This is a genomic window from Bradyrhizobium sp. PSBB068 (assembly GCA_016839165.1).
GTDB lineage: Bacteria > Pseudomonadota > Alphaproteobacteria > Rhizobiales > Xanthobacteraceae > Bradyrhizobium.
The window spans coordinates 4954421-4972478 of sequence record CP069300.1 but is presented as its reverse complement, the minus strand read 5'-3'; the positions used below and the strand labels follow the sequence as shown (position 1 = coordinate 4972478).

At 63.4% G+C, this 18058-nt stretch carries 20 protein-coding genes; 9 read left to right on the top strand and 11 right to left on the bottom strand.

Annotated elements, in window-relative coordinates; genetic code table 11:
• From JQ507_23285 to JQ507_23260, 6 genes are read left to right on the top strand one after another with little or no spacing between them, the layout of a single operon-like run.
• Positions 1-759, top strand: a complete 759-nt coding sequence (locus tag JQ507_23285) for an ABC transporter ATP-binding protein (protein ID QRI67871.1) — start codon at positions 1-3, stop codon at positions 757-759.
• Entirely contained in the window at positions 756-1472 is a 717-nt protein-coding gene (locus JQ507_23280) for an ABC transporter ATP-binding protein (GenBank protein QRI67870.1), read from the top strand. Before JQ507_23285 ends, JQ507_23280 begins: the two co-directional genes overlap by 4 nt.
• Before the next feature lie 27 nt (positions 1473-1499).
• Positions 1500-2726, top strand: a complete 1227-nt coding sequence (locus JQ507_23275; GenBank protein QRI67869.1) for a CoA transferase — start codon at positions 1500-1502, stop codon at positions 2724-2726.
• Positions 2723-3499, top strand: coding sequence for an enoyl-CoA hydratase/isomerase family protein (locus JQ507_23270; protein ID QRI67868.1), 777 nt, complete (start codon positions 2723-2725; stop codon positions 3497-3499). Before JQ507_23275 ends, JQ507_23270 begins: the two co-directional genes overlap by 4 nt.
• A complete protein-coding gene (locus JQ507_23265) occupies positions 3500-3955 on the top strand; it encodes a MaoC family dehydratase (GenBank protein QRI67867.1) in 456 nt (151 codons plus the stop codon).
• Positions 3956-3958: 3 nt separating this feature from the next.
• Positions 3959-4813 (top strand): CoA ester lyase, encoded by an 855-nt coding sequence (locus tag JQ507_23260; protein QRI67866.1) that lies wholly within the window; start codon positions 3959-3961, stop codon positions 4811-4813.
• On the opposite strand, the gene JQ507_23255 is transcribed toward JQ507_23260, so the two are convergent.
• The 8 genes from JQ507_23255 to JQ507_23220 form a co-directional block, all read right to left on the bottom strand.
• Positions 4814-6013, bottom strand: a complete 1200-nt coding sequence (locus JQ507_23255) for a CoA transferase (protein ID QRI67865.1) — start codon at positions 6011-6013, stop codon at positions 4814-4816.
• A gap of 35 nt (positions 6014-6048) precedes the next feature.
• The gene (gene dctP, locus JQ507_23250; GenBank protein ID QRI67864.1) at positions 6049-7086 is read right to left on the bottom strand and encodes a TRAP transporter substrate-binding protein DctP; all 1038 of its coding nucleotides are present in this window, start codon (positions 7084-7086) and stop codon (positions 6049-6051) included.
• Positions 7087-7126: 40 nt separating this feature from the next.
• Positions 7127-8416: a TRAP transporter large permease gene (locus JQ507_23245; GenBank protein QRI67863.1), complete on the bottom strand. Its 1290-nt coding sequence runs from the start codon at positions 8414-8416 to the stop codon at positions 7127-7129.
• Positions 8413-8973, bottom strand: a complete 561-nt coding sequence (locus JQ507_23240; GenBank protein ID QRI67862.1) for a TRAP transporter small permease subunit — start codon at positions 8971-8973, stop codon at positions 8413-8415. Before JQ507_23240 ends, JQ507_23245 begins: the two co-directional genes overlap by 4 nt.
• 17 nt (positions 8974-8990) lie before the next feature.
• A complete protein-coding gene (gene dctP / locus JQ507_23235; GenBank protein ID QRI67861.1) occupies positions 8991-10022 on the bottom strand; it encodes a TRAP transporter substrate-binding protein DctP in 1032 nt (343 codons plus the stop codon).
• Positions 9998-10147, bottom strand: coding sequence for a hypothetical protein (locus tag JQ507_23230; protein QRI67860.1), 150 nt, complete (start codon positions 10145-10147; stop codon positions 9998-10000). Before JQ507_23230 ends, dctP (JQ507_23235) begins: the two co-directional genes overlap by 25 nt.
• 85 nt (positions 10148-10232) lie before the next feature.
• Complete coding sequence (locus tag JQ507_23225) at positions 10233-11825, bottom strand: HAMP domain-containing protein (GenBank protein QRI67859.1); 1593 nt, start codon at positions 11823-11825, stop codon at positions 10233-10235.
• Positions 11822-12526, bottom strand: coding sequence for a response regulator transcription factor (locus tag JQ507_23220; protein ID QRI67858.1), 705 nt, complete (start codon positions 12524-12526; stop codon positions 11822-11824). The genes JQ507_23225 and JQ507_23220 overlap by 4 nt, the downstream gene beginning before the upstream one ends.
• 319 nt (positions 12527-12845) lie before the next feature.
• On the opposite strand from JQ507_23220, the gene JQ507_23215 reads away from it, so the two are divergent.
• Positions 12846-14150 (top strand): glycoside hydrolase family 3 protein, encoded by a 1305-nt coding sequence (locus JQ507_23215; GenBank protein ID QRI67857.1) that lies wholly within the window; start codon positions 12846-12848, stop codon positions 14148-14150.
• A gap of 38 nt (positions 14151-14188) precedes the next feature.
• Here the strand turns inward: JQ507_23215 and JQ507_23210 are convergent, their stop codons facing one another.
• From JQ507_23210 to JQ507_23200, 3 genes are all read right to left on the bottom strand, one after another.
• Positions 14189-15343 (bottom strand): OpgC domain-containing protein, encoded by a 1155-nt coding sequence (locus JQ507_23210; protein QRI67856.1) that lies wholly within the window; start codon positions 15341-15343, stop codon positions 14189-14191.
• A 166-nt stretch (positions 15344-15509) separates the two neighbouring features.
• Positions 15510-15785, bottom strand: coding sequence for a hypothetical protein (locus tag JQ507_23205; GenBank protein ID QRI73472.1), 276 nt, complete (start codon positions 15783-15785; stop codon positions 15510-15512).
• 159 nt (positions 15786-15944) lie between these two features.
• Positions 15945-16580, bottom strand: a complete 636-nt coding sequence (locus tag JQ507_23200) for a S24 family peptidase (protein ID QRI67855.1) — start codon at positions 16578-16580, stop codon at positions 15945-15947.
• A 127-nt stretch (positions 16581-16707) separates the two neighbouring features.
• Between JQ507_23200 and JQ507_23195 the strand changes: the two genes are divergently transcribed.
• Together JQ507_23195 and JQ507_23190 are read left to right on the top strand one after the other, a co-directional pair.
• Positions 16708-17268, top strand: a complete 561-nt coding sequence (locus JQ507_23195; protein QRI67854.1) for a hypothetical protein — start codon at positions 16708-16710, stop codon at positions 17266-17268.
• 92 nt (positions 17269-17360) lie between these two features.
• The gene (locus JQ507_23190; protein ID QRI67853.1) at positions 17361-17933 is read left to right on the top strand and encodes a hypothetical protein; all 573 of its coding nucleotides are present in this window, start codon (positions 17361-17363) and stop codon (positions 17931-17933) included.
• Positions 17934-18058 lie beyond the last annotated feature (125 nt).

Below are 18058 nucleotides of genomic sequence, written 5' to 3'. Positions count from 1 at the left end.
ATGCTGGAGATTCGGGCCCTCTCGAAATCCTTTGGCGGCGTCAAGGCGACCGACAACGTCTCGCTCGACTTTGCCGATGGTTCGCTCACCGCCGTGATCGGCCCCAACGGCGCCGGCAAGAGCACCTTCTTCAACCTGATCACGGGGGCGCTGCGGCCGGACGCCGGGCAGATCCTGCTCAATGGCATCGACTTGGCGGGCAAGGCGCCGCCGGAGATCGTGCGCCATGGCATCGGCCGCGCCTTCCAGGTTGCGAGCATCTTCCCGTCGCTGACGGTCGAGGAGACGATGCTGGCCGCGGTCTGTGCCGATCAGCGCCGCGCCGGCGTCATGCATCGCCGCTTCCCTCTGGCCGAGACGCGCGACCGCGCCGAGCATGCGATGGAGCTGCTTGGCCTTGCCGGCAAGCGCAACATGACCGCGGCGACACTGTCGCATGGCGACCAGAAGCTGCTCGATATCGCGCTCGCGCTGGTGCTCGAGCCCAAGGTTCTGCTGCTCGACGAGCCGACCGCGGGCATGGGTACCGAGGAACGCTGGCGCATGATCGACAAGGTGCGCGAGCTCTGGGAGAAGCAGAAGATCACGGTCGTGTTCATCGAGCACGACATGGACATCGTGTTCAAGATAGCGCCGAAAATCGTCGTGCTGTGCTACGGCCGGATCCTGGCGACCGGGACGCCGGACGTGATCCGCAGCAATGAAGCAGTGATCGAGGCCTATCTCGGCAGTGACGACCATGCGGGAGTGGTGGCATGAGCGCGCAGCCGGTGGTGCAGGTCGAGAACCTCAACGTCTATTACGGCACCAGCCAGATCCTGTTCGGCGTCGACCTCTCCGTACGGAAGGGCGAGACCATGGCGCTGCTCGGCCGCAACGGCGCCGGCAAGTCGACCACGATGAAGGCCATCATGGGCCTTGCACCGGCGCGCCGAGGCAAGGTGAGCCTCCGTGGCCAGGTGGTGTCGGGGATGCGGCCGCATCATATCGCGCGGGCCGGGCTCGGCTTCGTGCCGGAGGATCGCCAGATCTTTCCCGAGCACACGGTCGAGGACAATCTCGTGATCGGCCAGAAGAAGGGGCCTGACGGCGAGGATGAATGGTCGATCCGGCGTGTCTACGACGTGTTTCCACTGCTGGAGCCGCTGCGGCATCGGATTGCGGGAAGGCTGTCCGGCGGCGAGCAGCAAATGCTGGCGATCGCCCGCACGCTGATGGGCAATCCGGTGCTGTTGCTGCTGGACGAGCCGAGCGAGGGGCTGGCGCCGATCATCGTGCAGCGCATCGGCGAGCTGCTGCGGCAGCTCCGTGGCACCGGTGCCACAGTATTGATCGCCGAGCAGAACATGCATTTTTGCCTTGGCCTTGCGAGCCACGCGACGGTTATCGACAAGGGGCAGATCGTCTACACATCCTCCATCGAAGAGCTGAAGGCCAACGACAACATCCGGCAGCGCTATCTGGCGTTGTAGGGCTCTTAGTAAGACGTGGGAGGATAAATGGCGGGCGAACGCAAGTTGACGCCGACGCATGAGGCGCCGTATCGCGGGCTGAAGGTGCTCGATTTCGGGCAGGGGATCGCCTCGCCCTATTGCGCGATGCTGCTCGGGGTCTATGGCGCCGACGTCATCAAGGTCGAGCCGCCCGAGGGGGACTGGTCGCGCTATCTCGGCACGACCTACGGCAATCACACGACGCTGTCGGCAGTGTACAACCGCGGAAAGCGCAGCCTGTGCCTCGACTTGAAGCACAAGGACGGGATCGCGGTCGCCCAGCGGCTGGCACGCGAGGCCGACGTGCTCATCGAGGGATTCCGACCTGGCGTCGCCGAGCGGCTCGGGCTCGGCTATGAGAGCCTGTCGCGCGACAATAAGGGTCTGGTCTATCTGTCGGTCAGCGGCTTCGGGCAGAGTGGGCCGTACTCGAAGCGACCGGGCTCGGATTCGGTCGCGCAGGCCTTTTCCGGGCTGGTCTCGGTCAATGTCGGCACCGATGGCGTGCCGCATCGGGTCGGTACGACCATTTCCGACGTCGTCACCGGCGTCTACGCATTCCAGGCCATCGCGACGACTCTGTTCGCGCGCGCGACGGTCGGCACCGGCCGCTGGATCGACGTCAATCTCTGCCAGTCGACGTCCGCGCTGCTGGGGCACAAGGTCGCCGAGTTCATCCTCGAGGGCGGCACGCCGCGGGCGCTGAATGTGCCGGCCGGCACCTACCAGACGCAGGACGGCTGGATGATGGTGACGTTGGTGAACGAGCCGCAATACAAGCGGCTGTGCAGTGCAATCGCGCGCGAGGATCTCGCAAGCGATCCGCGCTTCGCCGACTTTGCCCGGCGCGCCGACGCGGCGGACACGCTGATCCCGCAGCTGCGCGAGGTGTTCCTGACCCAGCCGACGGATGCCTGGCTCAAGGCGCTGCACGCGGCCGATATCATCGCAGAGCGGATTCTCAACCCCGGCGAATGGCTGCGCAATCCGCACGTCGAGGCGACCAGGGCGTCGGTGTGCCAGGATACGCCCGGTGTCGGCGCGGTCTATTCGCCGCGGACGCCGGGGATCGCGAGCCTGTCCGAGGATGATCTTTGTCCCGCGCCGGACGTCGGAGAGGACAGCCGTGCTGTGCTGATGGAAGCTGGACTTGACTCCGCGGAGATCGACGGCTTGCTGATGTCGGGCGCGGTGCGGCAGGCCAGGGCGATGACAGGAGGCAAAACATCATGAGCACGGACCTCGTTGGTTACTCGGTCAGCAACCGGATCGCGGAGATCGTGCTGGATCGCGCGCCGGTCAACGCGCTCAGCATCCCCTTGATCGATGCGTTGCTGGCGGCGCTGGCGAAGGCGCGCGATGACGACGCGGTGCGCGCCGTCATCATCAGCAGCGCCCACAAGGTGTTTTGCGCCGGCCTCGACCTCGACATCGTCAGGGGCAAGCCGGCGATCGAGACCAAAAAGTTCCTCGAGCGGCTGTATTTCGCGCTGAACGATACGCAGTACCGCATGGGCAAGCCGACGATCGCAGCGATCGACGGTGCGGTGCGGGCCGGCGGCATGACGATCGCGATCTCCTGCGACATGATCGTCGCGGGCGACGGCTCGACCTTCGGCTATCCCGAGATCGACGTCGGCCTGATCCCGGCGATCCATTTCGTGCAGTTACCGCGACTGGTCGGCAAGCACCAGGCGTTCGGCCCCCTGTTCCTCGGCGAGCCCTTCGATGCCGCGACCGCCCATCGAATGGGCCTGCTCAGCGAGGTGGTGCCGAAGGGGACGGCGCTGGAGCGTGCTCGCGAGATCGCAGGGAAGCTGGCAACGAAATCGCCGATCGTGATGAAGATCGGCCGCGATGCCTTCATGCGCGCGGTCGACGCCGATTTCCGCCGTTCGGTGGAGAACACGGCGGAAAGCTTCGTGGTGGTCGCCTCGACGGAGGACTGCCAGGAAGGGCTGAATGCGTTCGTCGAGAAGCGGACGCCAAATTACAAGGGACGGTAAATGGCTGGATTGTATTTCGAAGAGTTCGAGGTCGGGCAGGAATTCCATCACGAGTTCAGCCGCACCGTGACGGAGATGGACAACACCATGTTCAGCCTCCTGACCATGAACCCGCAGCCGCTGCACCTCGACGCGCATTTCTCCGAGAAGACCGAATTCGGCCAGCGGCTGTTCAACAGCCTCTACACGCTCGGCATCATGATCGGAATGAGTGTTTACGACACGACGCTCGGCACGACGGTCGGCAATCTCGGCATGACCGACGTCAAGTTTCCGAAGCCGGTGTTTCATGGCGATACCTTGAAAGCGCATACCAAGATCATCGGCAAGCGCGCCAGCAAGTCGCGACCGACCCAGGGCATCGTCGAATTCGAGCATACCATGACCAACCAACGCGGCGAGGTGGTGGCGAGCTGCCGACGCACCGGGCTGATGCACTGCAAGCCGAAGGCGTAAACGATGCGATCTTTTCTGTTCGTTCCCGGCGACAGCACCCGGAAGTTTGAGAGCGCGAAGAAGACCGCGGCCGATGCGTTGATCCTCGATCTCGAGGATTCCATCGCGCCCGACCAGAAGGTGGTTGCGCGCGGGATCACGCGCGAGATGCTCGATGCACGCAATCCGGAGCAGAAGCTCTATATCCGCGTCAACGCGCTCGATACCGACCTGACGCTCGGCGACCTCGCCGCCGTGATGCCCGGCAAGCCCGATGGTATCGTGTTGCCGAAATGCGCCGGCGCTGCCGATGTCAACAAGCTCGCGCTCTACCTCGACGCGTTCGAGGCGGCCTCCGGCATCGCGCAAGGCACGACGCGGATCATCACGGTCGCGACCGAGACGGCACGGGCGGTCCTGAAAATCCTCGACTTCGAGAATATGAGCCCGCGGCTCTGGGGCATGATGTGGGGCGCAGAAGACCTCGCGGCTTCGCTTGGCGCAACCCGCAACAGGACCGACGGCCGCTACCATTCGCCCTTCATCCTGGCCCGCGATCTTTGCTTGATCGGCGCGGCCGCGGCCGCCGTGGTCGCGATCGACACCATCGCCACCGATATCAACGATCTCGACGCGTTGAAGACCGAGGCGATCGCCGCGCGGCAAGACGGCTTTCTGGCCAAGGCCGTGATCCATCCCAAGCACGTCGACGTCGTCAATGCGGCCTTCATGCCGACCGACGAGGAGATCGCATGGTCGGAGCGGGTGATCGCTGCATTCGCCGATAATCCATCTGGAGTCGCCAAGATGGACGGCAAGATGCTGGACAAGCCGCATCTGCGCGCCGCCGAGAAGATCTTGGCGTCACGTAGGAAATAGTCAGCGGTCTGGTTCGATCAGCGCGCCCTCCTTGAGGAGGGCGGCAATCTCCGCATCCGCAAGTCCTGCCTCGTGCAGGATCTCCCGGCCATGCTCGCCAAGGTTCGGCGGATAGGTCCGGATCGACGGCGGCGTCTTGCTCCAGGTAGCGGCCGGACCCGCGACCCGTAGCGTGCCTTCGGTTGGGTGTTCCAGCGACTGGATCAATCCGACCTCAGCCAGATGCGGATCGTCGATCAAGCTGTCGAGATCGTGCAGCGGCGCGTGCGGAATGTCAGCCTCCGCGAAGAAGTGCATCCATTCGGCGGTGCTGCGGGTCTTCATCATCTGCGAGAACCAGTCGTAGACGAAATCGTAGTTCCGCGTGCGCGCCGAGATGCTGTTCAGCCGCGGGTCGCGGTCGGCCTCGTCGGCGAGGCCGATCTTGGCGAAAAATGCGTTCCATTGCTTGTCGGAATAGACCAGCGCGCAGATGTAGCCGTCGCTGGTCTGGTAGGGCCGGCGGTCGGGCGACAGCAGACGGGAGTAGCCGGGCGGTCCGATCGGCGGATCGAAGCTGCGGCCGGCCATGTGATCGCCGAGCACGAACTGCGCCATGGTCTCGAACATCGGGATTTCGATGGCTTGTCCTTCGCCGGTGCGCTCACGATGGAACAGTGCCGCCAGGATGGCATGGACCGCGTTGAGGCCGACGATGCGGTCGGCCATGGTGGCCGGCGAGTAGCGCGGCTCGCCGGTGATCCGGCCGGTGAGCGCGGGCAGCGCCGTCAGTCCCTGGATCAGGTCGTCATAGGCGGGCCGTCCAGCATAGGGCCCAGTCTCGCCGAAGCCGTGCAGGCTGGCGTAGACGATCCGTGGGTTGGCTGCGAGAAGATCGCTGGCGCCAAGCTTCAGCCGCGCCATCGCCGCAGGACGGACGTTGTGGACAAACACGTCGGCCGCTGCAGCAAGCCGCAGCAGCACCGCGCGGCCGCTCGCCTTCTTCAAGTCCAGCGCGATCGAGCGCTTGTTGCGGTTGCCCTGCAGGTACATCGCGCCCATCCCGGGATGGCGCATCGGGGCGGCGTGGCGCATCACGTCGCCATCAGGGCTCTCGACCTTGATCACGTCGGCGCCGTAGTCGCCGAGGATCATCGTCGCGTAGGGTCCCATCATGACGCTGGTGAGGTCGATGATCCTGACGCCGGCGAGTGGGCCCACCGGCGCAAATGATCCGTCCCTCGTCGAAGCCCCGCTCAATGGGCGGCCGCCAGCGCTTCGGTGAAGGCCTTGAACACGTCGCTGCCCGGCTTGCCGCGCTTGTCGACGTCCTTCACCCAGTCCTGCGCTACCGACTTGAAGGCAGTATCGAACACCTTCTTGTCGTCGGCGCCGAAGCTGATGACCTTCATGCCTTGCGACTTGATCTTTTCGGCTGCCGCCTTCTCGCCGTCCTCGAACCGCTTGCAGGCCTCGCGGGTGGTCTGCTCGCCGGCTTCGACGAGCGCCTTGCGGACGTTCTCGGGCAGCGACTTGAACTTCAGCTCACCGATCGAATAAGTGAAGATCGCCGTGCCGAAGTTCAGTCCCTCGGTGCCGGATTTCAGCAACTTGCCGAAGTCGTAGGACGCCGAGCTCTGATAGGAGAAGATCAACCCGTCGAGCGTGCCGCGGGTCAGCGATTCATAGATTTCCGGCGCGGCCATCCGCACCGGTACGCCGCCGATCGAGCGCATCATCAGATCCATCGCGCCGCCGGTGGTGCGGATCTTGAGGCCTTCGAGGTCCTTTGCGGCCTTGATCTCACGGCTGGTCGCAAGCTGCACCTGATACGCCGGCAGCGCCAGCGTCACCAGCGGCCGAAGCTGGTTGGGTGCGAACTCCCTGGTCTCCAGGATGCCGCCATTGTGCGAGACCTTGTAGAAGGCAAGCGAGCCCTGGCATTCATTGTCGAAGATGCCGGGCAACTCGGCGACCGCCGTCAGAGGAAATTTGTCGGACGAATAGGACGGCACGATGTAGGAGACGTCGGCGACGCCGAGCGCGGTGAGCTGGGCCATGTCCTTGGCCTTGCCGAGCTGCTCGGCCGGGAAATGCTGGAAGGTGACTTGACCATTGGTCAGCTTGGTCACGAGCTCTGAGAACGGCTTGCCGACGAGCTCATGGATCACGTGACCGGAGGGCAGGCTGTCGGCAAGACGCAGCGTGATCTTCTCCTGGGCAGAAGCCGTTGATGTGGAAGCGGCCAGCAAGACCGTGCCGACGCCGGCGAGCAAACGAGAATAGAGATTCATTGGGGTCTCCCAGACATGGCCATCTCAACCGACGGCTTCTTCAATGCTGCATGTGGTTCGGCAGCCAGAGGATGATCTCCGGAAATGCCACGAAAATGGCGATGGCGATCAGGTGCGCGATGAAATGCGGGAAGGTGCCGTGGAATACCTCACCCACAGGGCGATGTGCGTAGCGCGCCACGATGAAGCAGTTCAATCCGATCGGCGGCGTGATCATGCCGACCTCGGCGGTCACGATCTTGATGACACCGAACCAGATCGGGTCGAAGCCCAGCGACTTGATCAGCGGCAGCACGATCGGAACCGTCAGCACCAGGATCGCGATCTGATCCATGAACGAGCCGAGCACGATATAGCCGCACAGGATCAGCGTGATGATGATCCAGCGCGAGACGTCGAGCCCGCCGACCCAGCCGACGATATTCTGCGTGACCTGCGTCAGAGTGAAGAAATAACCGAAGATATGCGCGCACATGATGATCAGCACGATCATGCAAGTGCCCTGGGCAGCGTGGCGTAGCGTCGTATAGAGTGACGTCAGGTTGATCTTGCGCTTCCAGCAGGCGAGGCAGAAGGCGCCGAATGCACCGAAGGCCGAAGCTTCGGTCGGGGTCGCGATTCCGAGATAGATCGTGCCTGTGACGATCGAGAACAGCACCACCATCGGGCTGACCTGCCACAGCAGGCTGAACCGCTCCGACCACGTCACCGCCGAGATCGTCGGCGCGCGTGAGGGATCGAGCAACACCAGAATGTAGATCGTCGACATGATGATGATGGTGACGAAGATCGCCGGGATGATGCCGCTGATCAGGAGCTTTCCGATGTTGACCTCGGCCAACAGGCCGAAGATGACCAGTGCCACCGAGGTCGGCAGCAGCATCGCGAGCGTGCCCGAGATCGCGACGACGCCGGCCGCCATTTTCGGCTCGTAGCCCTGGCGGATCATGGCGGGCAGGCTGGTCGAGGACAGTGTTGCGGCGGAAGCCGTGCTGGTGCCGCAGATCGAGCCGAACCCTGCGCCGGCCAGTGCGGTCGCCATGCCGAGGCCGCCGGGTATGCGTCCAACCCAGGCCGCCGCGGTCTTGAACAGATCGTCGGCGACGCCCGACAGCAGCACGAGATCCGCCATCAGCAGGAACATCGGGATGGTGATCAGCTCGTAGGAGGTGACGGCCGATAGCGGCGTCGTCTGCAATACGCCGAGCAGGATCGGTAGGCCGCCGGTGAGATAGAGGCCGAGTCCGCCGGAGAATGCCATGGCGAACGCGACCGGGGTTCCGATCGCCAGCAGGAAGAACAGCAGCGCGAGAATAAAAGTCGGGATCATTCGAAACCTCCGGCAGCCTTCTCCGAATGGCCGGAGATGGCCGGCAGCGGCAGCAGATTTTCGCCGGTCAGCAGGCTTGCGATATTGGCGATGAGATGAACGGCAAGGCGCAGCGCGAGGATGCCGGCGCCGATCGGCACGAAAATCGAGGATGCCCAGGTCGGCCACGGGATCGCGCCCGCCATCACGTCGCTGGAGACATAGTTGTCAAGCGCCCGCTGGTAGCCGAGCCAGGTGATCGGAACGAAGATCGCCAGGCCAACGATGTTTGAGATGATGACGCAAAGGCGTTGGAGGATCACGGAGAAGCGCGGCAGCAGGATATCGACGCTGATATGGCCGCCGACCGCATAAGTGCCGGAGAGCGACAGAAAGAACACGCCGGCCATCACGTAGAGCGAGATCAGGTCGTAGGCCCAGGAGAACGGCCGGTTGAAGACGTAGCGCATCACGACGTCGGAAAACACGATGATCATGATTGCGAACATCAAGGCCGCGGCAATGGCCGAGGTCACCTTCTCGATGGCGGCCAGGGCCTTCAGGCTTGTCTTGATCAATTTGGGCTCCGTCTGCGTTACTTGGCCGGCACCGCCGCAACGGCGGTGCTGAATTCCGTCAGCGCATCACTGCCGTGCTTGCCGCGCGCATCGAGCCCGTCGGCCCACGCCTTGCCGACTCCCTTCGTCAGGTCCTTGAGCTTTGCGACGACATCGGATTGCAAGGTGTCGAAATGGACGCCGGCGGCCTCCATCGACTTCATGGTCTCGCTGTCCTGCTTCTGTACTTCCTTGCAGGCAGACGGCAGGATTTCCTCAGCGGCATCGACCATTGCCTTCTGGATATCCGGTGACAGTTTCTTCCAGGCGGTCTCGCTGATCGAATAGGCGACCACGAAGCTTGCGAAGCCAAAGCCGTCGGTGGAATGCTTCACCAGCTTGTCGGCGCCATAGGCGACGACGCTTTCGAGCGGAAACAGCAGGCCGTCCATCGTGCCGCGTGACAGCGACTCATAGGCATCGGGCGCCGCCATGCGCACAGGCACCGCGCCGATTGCGCGCAGGGTGAGATCCTGTGCGCCGCCGGTCGACCGCAGCTTCAGTCCGTTGATGTCAGCTGTATCCTTGACCGGCTGCTTCACGGTCAGGATGCGATAGGGCGGCAGGCTCACCGCGAGCAGCAGGTGGATGCCGTTCGCGGTATAATCCTGCTGCGCGATCACGCCGCTCCGTGCGGTCTTCCAATAGGCGAGCGTGCCCTGGCAGGAATGCTCGAACACGCCGGGGAGCATCGCGACTTCGGAGACCGGCATCTTGTCGGAGACGTAAGCGGGCGCGACATAGCCGATGTCGGCGACGCCGGTTTGCGTCAGCTTGAGCATGTCGGCGGCCTTGCCGAGCTGCTGCGCCGGATAGTGCTCGAACGTCACCGCATTGTTGGTGCGCTTCTGGACCTCGGCCATCCAAGGCTCGAGCACGAGGCGGACGAGATAGTGCCCTTTCGGAAAGGAGTCGGCGACCCGCAGCTTGATCGGTTCCGCCGCTGCCGCCAGATTGACCGATGCGATGAGGAAGCCGTAACCGGCTAATATGCGCCGAAGCCCGCCCATATCTCCTGCCCCTGAATATCACTGTTGTTTTGAGCAGCTGCGCATAAACGAAATTGCGCGTCAAGCATGGCCCGCTCAGCATGATGAAAGCCGATCCTGAGAAAGCCCCGGATCTCGACATCCATTTTGTCCATCACGCGGGAAATTTCGAGCGTGCGGTCGACAGCTCGGCACGGTGCCTACTGTTATCGTCGCGCAGTCCGAGACCGGTCAGACCGCGGGAAACTCCAGCTCGAAGGCGACACCCCGGTGGGACGGCAGGAGACGGATCGTGCCGCCATGAGTCACCATGACGGCTTGGGCGATGGCGAGCCCCATGCCGGTGCCGCCGCTGTCGCGGCGGGTGGTGAAGAAGGCATTGAAGATCTTGTCGCTGTTGGCATCGGAGATCGGGTCGCCATCGTTGCTCACGGTCGCCCGGACGGTTGCGACGTCGGCGGTCGCCTCGAGCTGCACCGACCCGGCATTGTGACGGAACGCGTTGTCGGCCAGATGAGCCAGCACGATCAGCGCCTTCTCGGCGGACATCCCGATCGAGCGGTCGAGGCAGCCCTTGGCCACGATCGTCCGCCCGGGAAAGCGGCTCCTCAAATTCGCGATGACGCTCGAGAGCGAGGTCTGCTCATTCTGCGGCGCGCTCTCGGCGCGGGCCAGCTCGCGCAGCCGTTGGCTCATCGCATCGAGCCGCTCGACGTCGCCAAGGATGTTGGAGATGAAGCTCCGTTGCTCGGACCGGGTCAGCGTATCCGATTTGCTTTGCAGCGAATCCTGCACCAGCTCGGCGGCCCCCCGGATCGCCGTCAACGGAGATTTCAACTCGTGCGTCAGGTGGGCCGAGAAGGTTGCGATGTAGTCGGAGCGGCGTGACAGCTGCTGGGCCATGTCGAGGAAGCTGTCGGAGAGTTGGGCGAGCTCGCGGGTGCCATAATGTTGCAGCGGCTGAAATGCATTGCGGTCGCCGCGGCCGATTCGCGCGGCGCGCTCGACGAGCTCGCGCATCGGCCGGGTGACGGTGTGTGAGAACATCAGTCCGATCGCAATCGTCGTCAGCAGCACGGCCAATGTGGCGAGCACGAACTTGCCGCGTTCCTGATAGAGATGATCGAAGATGTTGCTCGGCGTCCGTGACGTATAGATCACGCCGGCGACGTGGTCGTTGACGATCACGGGCATCGCGGAAAAGACATGGACACCGACGCCACGGCTGATCGAGTAGATCGGCGGCGGGGGTTTGTCCGGCACGCGGATGCGGAGCGCGGCGCTGTACTGGCCCTGCAGGGCCGCGGCCACCTCCTCGATATGGGCAAGCGATTGTCCGACCTCCTGCCGTCCAGCAATCACCACGCCCTGCGGATCGAGGATGCGGAAACCCGCCAGGGTGACTTTCTGGGTCTCCAGGATGATCGGCATGAGCCGGGCGCCGATCTCGACATAGCCGGGATCCGCGGGTTTCGGTGCCGGCAGCGCATCGGGCCGTCGCCGCAACAGGTCGTTGCCGGCGAGATCGAGCGCGGGCCGGATCGGCGTCACCTGATCGCCGGGATCAGGCAGCGTCTCCGGCGGCACTGCCGCGCCGAGCGGAATGCCGTTGTCGAGCCGTGCCTGTACGTCCCGCGCATAGATTGCGGCCAGTACGCGGCTCTGCGCGATCAACTCGGCCTGGGTCTGGTGGATCAGCTGGTTGTCGTAGAGACGGAAGAAGAACAGCCCCATCAGCGGCAGGACCGCGACCAAAGCGAGCACCGTGAAGATCACGAAACCGAGCGACGGTCGCCACTTCTGATCGGCGCGGTGAGACGTCATGCCTGCGGCTCGCAGCGGCCGAGCTTGAAGCCCACGCCGTGCACGGTCTCGATGACATTGTCGCATTTGGCGGCCGCAAGCTTGGCCCTGATATTGCGGATATGGCTGTCGATCGTGCGATCGGAGACCTGGATGTTGAGCTGGTAGGCCGCGCTCATGATCTGCTCGCGGTTGAACACCGCCATGGGGCGGGTCAGGAAGGCGCGCAGGATTCCGAACTCGATCGCGGTGAGATGCAGCGCCGCGCCTGCGAACGTTGCGACGTGCTGCTCGGGATCGAGCGAGAGCTGCCCTCGCGAGAGCACGGTCGCCTCCGGCATTGCGCACGCCGCGCGCGGCGTCAACCGCCGCAGGATGACGTTGATCCGCGCGACCAGTTCGCGAGGACTGAACGGCTTGGTCACATAGTCGTCGCCGCCAATCTCGAGGCCGAGCACCCGATCGATCTCCTCGTCACGGGCGGAGAGGAACAGGATCGGCACGTCGGATGATTTGCGAATCTCACGGCAGACGTCGAGGCCGTCGAACTCCGGCATGCCGATATCGAGCACGATCAGGTCCGGTCTTTCTCCGGCGAAGCGGGCCAATGCGTCCTTGCCGTCGCGGGCCTCGATCACGCTCATGCCGGCCTTCCTGAGAGCGACGCGGATGACTTCGCGGATATGCGGGTCATCGTCGACGACGAGAATACGGTGGGTCAACGGGATCTCCGAATGCGGCGTTCTGGCCACGCCTCGCTCTCGCTTGAGCCAATTGTTCTACAAGGCAACTGCGGCGGGAGACAAGAACCGAACGGCTTCATGTCAGCGGGCTCGTGCGGGTTAGTCCATCGCGGGTGGATTGCTTCAGCCCCGCAATCTGGAGAGGTTGAGCCGTGCATGCGCAGGGCCCGAGAACGCGGTGAGCAGGAGTTCAGGATTTTTATGCAGATTGCGTGCAGGGGCGGCTTGTCGGCTCGCGCTGGTGAATCTCGTCTGATACGGACGAAGCCGATCAGCCTCTTCAGTCGCACGTGGTCCCATGCAAGTCGGCAAGTGTATCGGAATAGTCCTGCTCTGGATCGCAGGGCTGGTCTTCGTCTTCGCGGGCATCAACACCAACGATCCGTATCTGGTTCCGCTGCGCGGGCCGGGCAACCTTCTCCTCGCGGTCGCAAGCATCGCCGTCGCGTATATCCTGATCCGCCGCGTCGCGTGGCGCAGGCGGAGTTGGGCAGGCAGGCTTCTGGTCGTCCTGTGGAGCCTGCCGCCGCTTGCGATGCTGGCCGCACATGGCGTGTTCGAGGTGCGGAAGCACCGCGTTCTCCAGGCGGACCCGGTGCTTACCCGGTCGCTTGGGCGGCATTTTATCGTCGGTTATCGCTCGTTTGACGAGGTCGTACCACTTGTGGAGAGGGGGTTCATTGCCGGCATCTATGTCACCCGGCGCAATGTCGCGGGCCGGGCGGCTGAGCCGTTGAAGGCGGAAATCGCGGCGCTCCAGGCCAGGCGGCATGCCGCGGGGCTGCCGCCGCTGATGGTCGCGACGGATCAGGAAGGCGGCATCGTCTCGCACCTCGCGCCGCCGCTGACGCGGCTGCCCGCGCTTGCCTCGTTGGCGGAGCTGGCGCCGGATGAGCGAAAGGCAAAAGCCGAGGAGTTCGGGCGTATCCATGGACGCGAACTGGCATCGCTTGGTATCAACCTCAATTTCGCCCCGGTGCTCGACCTTCGGCCGGAAGCCAAGCGCAATCAGCTCGATTTCAACACACTGACCAATCAGCGTGCGATCTCCGATGATCCGGCCAAGGTGAGCGCGGTCGCTGGCGCCTACATCCATGGCCTCGAATCCGCTGGCGTCAGTGCGACCGTGAAGCACTTTCCCGGATTGGGCCGCGTGCGCGCCGACACGCACCATTTTGATGCCGATCTCGATACGCCGGTCGGCGAACTCGAGGCCACCGACTGGCGTCCGTTCCGCGATGTGCTGTCGACGAGCGGCGCGCGCCTGATGGTCGGGCATGTGGCGGTGAGTGCGCTCGACCCCGGACGGCCGGCGTCGCATTCCAAGGCCGTCGTCGACGGACTGATCCGGAAGACCTGGAACTACCAAGGTATCGTTGTGACGGATGATCTGGTAATGGGCGCGATCTATCAGCACGACGTCTGCACGGCGGTCGTGGAGGCATTGAACGCGGGCGTCGATCTCTTGCTGGTTGCCTATGACGGGTTGCAATTCTACCGTCTGTTCGCTTGCGCAACCGATGCAGCGGAGCGAGGGGGCCTCGACACCGCAATGTTGCGCGACAGCGAGACGCGGCTAAGGCGCGCGCAGCTGATCGACTAAAGCGCGATGAGACCAGGTTGAGGCGTCATCGCGCGGGCTCAGGAATGAGCGCCGACGGCCGATTTGTTGTCCTGCTGCTTGGACCACGAGACGTAGTAGGCAACGGCCGTCATCGCCGCGATGCCGCCGAGGCTGACCCCGATCTGCCGCGCCAGCGAATACGGGCCGGTGATCAGAATCAAGTGCGCGGCGAAAGAGAGGAACACGCCTGCACAGAACACGGCCAGCCATTCCTCGCCACATTTGATGATCGGCTGCAGGGCGTAAGATCGCAGGTATCCCCAATCGCGCGGGACCAACCAGGTGAACAGGAACGTCAGGGTCAGGAAATGCAGGATGCGATGAGGCGCGACATCTTCGCGGTCGTTCTGCAGCAGCACGTCGCTCAATCCGCTGGGCATCATCTGGGCGAGTGCCGGGATTTCGCTGCTGGAAACAATCGTCAGCGCGAACAGCAGATAGAGCAGCGCCGTCGCGCGTAGCGCGGAATTGGCCTGCATCGCGCGGATCGCAGGAGCATAGCGCGTGCCGATCAGCGCGAGCCAACCGCCCATCACGAACAGCAATTGCCAGCAGAACGGATTGAGATACCAGGCCCCATACGGATAGGATGTCAGGTTCCAGTCGAGTACGCGGGCGGCCGCGTAAAGTGCGACGGACGCGAGAAGCGTCGCGTTCGGGACGTACAGCAGTCCGAAGATGACGATCGGCTGGAATGCCATTAGCGCGATGATGAGTTGCAGCACGTCGAGATTGAGCGGCTTGGCTTGCAGGAACAAGCCGTAGATCAGCGTCCGGACCGGGTGGTCGATGAAGCCGGTGATGTTGAATTCGCTGATGATCTCGGGCGCTGCGGTGCGTGCGGCGACATAGCTGATCAACTCGACATAGATCACGAACAGGACGATGTAGGCGGCATAGAGCTGCCATACCCGCTTGAAGATGCGGGTTGCCGCCACCAGGAATCCGCGCTCCAGCGCCATCTGGGCGTAGAAGAGCGTCACCGCATAACCGCCGATGAATACAAAAAGGTCGGTCGCGCCGCTAAAGCCGAAATTGCGCATGGTCAGCGCGCTGACGAAGTTATGCGGAATGTGGTCGAGGAACAGAAACCAGTTTGCGATGCCAAGCAGCAGCGCGATCCGGAGATTGCCGTCGGCTCTCGCGATCTCGGCGTTGGTTGTCGAACTCATCTGAAGCTGAAATCTTGCCGGCCCGAGAAAACGATTCGCCAATCTAAAGGGAACCCAGGCCTGGTCCGAATAGACTCTGCGTGAACCCTATCTAGTCGGTTTCGGGTTCCGGCCAAGTGGTCGGCTCAAGAAAGATCACGTTTTCGCAATTGCCATGTGAACGCTGTCACACCGGCTCGTGCTTGCGCCGGTCGCGGACGTGATCAAGCGTATTGGCTTGCAGCTCGGCGCCGGTCAGCGGGATTTCGGGCAGGGCGGCCTCCGAAAGGATATCGTCTGTGACATCCTCGACCGAACACCCGTCAATCTCGTGAATGAAGCTGATATTTGCATATTCTCCCGACGCGATCCGCGAGACGACCTCGCGCCGCGTCAGTTCGGGATCGACGATCGCCTCGCGGCCACGCCGGCCATAGTCGATCATCACGACGAAATATTGCATTGCCCGAGAGGCCGGTGTGTTGACTGTTACCACCCATTGTTTCCGATAATCGGAATTTTGTCAAGATAAATTGACGATAATCAGAATTCGCGCCGCTCGCGGCGAGACCGATCCGGTGCGATCGCGTCCGAATCGGTCAGGCCGGCAGCTGCAGCGTTGCTATTTCTCGGACGATCGGCCGCCCTTGGGGCCCGACTTGCGCCCTTTCGCCGCCGTCTTGCCGCGCAGCCGCTCGATCTGGCCGCGGGGCAAGGTGACGCAGATTTCGCCGATCCATTCGAGCTTAACGCCGTTGATCGGCTTGGCATTGAAGCTCTTCAGGTTGACCGTGCCGGAAGAACTGCCGCGTTCGATCGTCTTCAGATAACGCTCGCCGCTCTTCAGCCGGACCGCAGCCTCCTCTCCGTAGAAGCTCGACAGTGGATAGCGCTGCTCGCGATAGACCACGATGACATCGCCGTTCTCGTATTTCGGCAGCATCGAATCGCCGGAAACCTCGAAAGCAACGGTCTCCTCCGTCATCGGGAACGGAAGTTCGATCTCCCCGAGACCCTCCGGCGGCACCTGTTCCAGCTCCGGCTGGATCGAAGCGCCGGCGCCGACCCGGCCCACGATCGGCACCGAGTTCAGCTCCAGATACTCCATGATCGGGGCGATCTCCGATGCCTTGATCAATCGTATTCCCGACAGGATTTCGGACACCGCCCCGGCCCGAACCCCCATCGCGCGGGCCAGCCCGCCCTTGCTCTTACCCGTCTTTTCCAGTGCTCGTTCAATCAGTGCCGCGTCCAACATGTTCCATCCTCTCCAAACCCGGATACATTACTACCGTTACGATTATCAGAAATCAAGCTTGACTTTTTGTTCGGAATATCGGAAGTTGTGCGAGGCGCCGGCGGAATGACAGAAATGGGAATTTGGAATGGAAACGATGAACTGGCTGCCGGAGCATTCGGCAGCCTTGAAGGACCTGCGCGCCCGCGGCTTGTCCTATTCGGAAATTGCTGACACGATCAACGCAACCTTCAATACGGCCTATACCCGCAACGCGGCGCTCAGCCGGGCGCAGCGGATGGGAATGGCGGGCCTCGATCGGCCCGAGCCGTCCCTGCCGGGACATCTTGAAGCACCCAAGCCGCCCCTGCCGGAGCTCCCGCGAATCGGCCGAGCGCGCGAGGGGCAGGCCGAGTCGACGCCCGATCCGCTCCGTTGGCCGAAAATCTTCATCGAAACGGTGGAGATGCCGCAACTTCGCTGCGCGGCGGTCGCGCCACGGCACCTTTCGCTGCTCGATCTCGAACGCGGAGATTGCCGCTATCCCTATGGCGGGGATACCGACGGCGAAGCCATGACCTTCTGTGGTCATCCGCGCCGGCCGGGTTCGAGCTATTGCACGGCGCATTTTCACTTGAGCCGCGATCCTGAGGCCTCGGCGCGGCCGGTGCTGAACGACGCCTGGCTTCGAGCCGTCGGGGCCACCTGAGGCCGCTTGTCCGACCGACGGATGCCGGTCCTGCAACCGCAACCGCGCGGAAGGCTCCGCGCGCTCTCGTGACACGTTTTTGGAGGTTGCCAATGCCGCGCGCAAAACGCCGGAAACCATACGATCCCGCAACACATGACCGTCGCTCGCAGGATCTGCCCATTAATGCCCAGGTTGCGACCATTGCGGTCGACGATCCCCTGGCACTCGAACCGGGTGAGAAGATCATCACGTTTCGCTCGATCCGCAACGATCCGCTCGGCCGGTTGCATGCACATCGGCAGATCGACGACACACAGTATCGCAGCGGCCGGGCCTTCCAGGGCGACTGGGAGAAGGCTGAGCGTGGCCCTCGCGCGATGGATACGACGCGTGAATACGTTGACGGCGGTCAGCAACGCGAGCCGATTACCGAGGGGCAGCGCCAGGCGACCTTGCGCCTGAATCGTGCCGAACATGAGCTTGGCGCCGACGGTTCGGCGCTGGTGCACGACGTCCTGATCCTCGGCATGACCATGGAGCAGGTCGGGCAGCGACGCGGATTGCGTACGCAGCGCTGGCAGGACTATTTTGCGCGGCGCCTCAAGGAATGCCTGGATCGGCTGGCGCTGACGTACGGACTTGCGACCGCGAACCGGGTTCCCGGAAAGCACCGTCAAGGCTGACTTGAGGTGACTTACTCACGTGCCGGTTGCCGCGCAGCATCCGGCACGGCAACGGCTCATCGCATTGCGGCACTGTGCGTTGCCTCACCCCGAGTGCCCCCTTTGGGTGACGTGCTCGGCTGGCG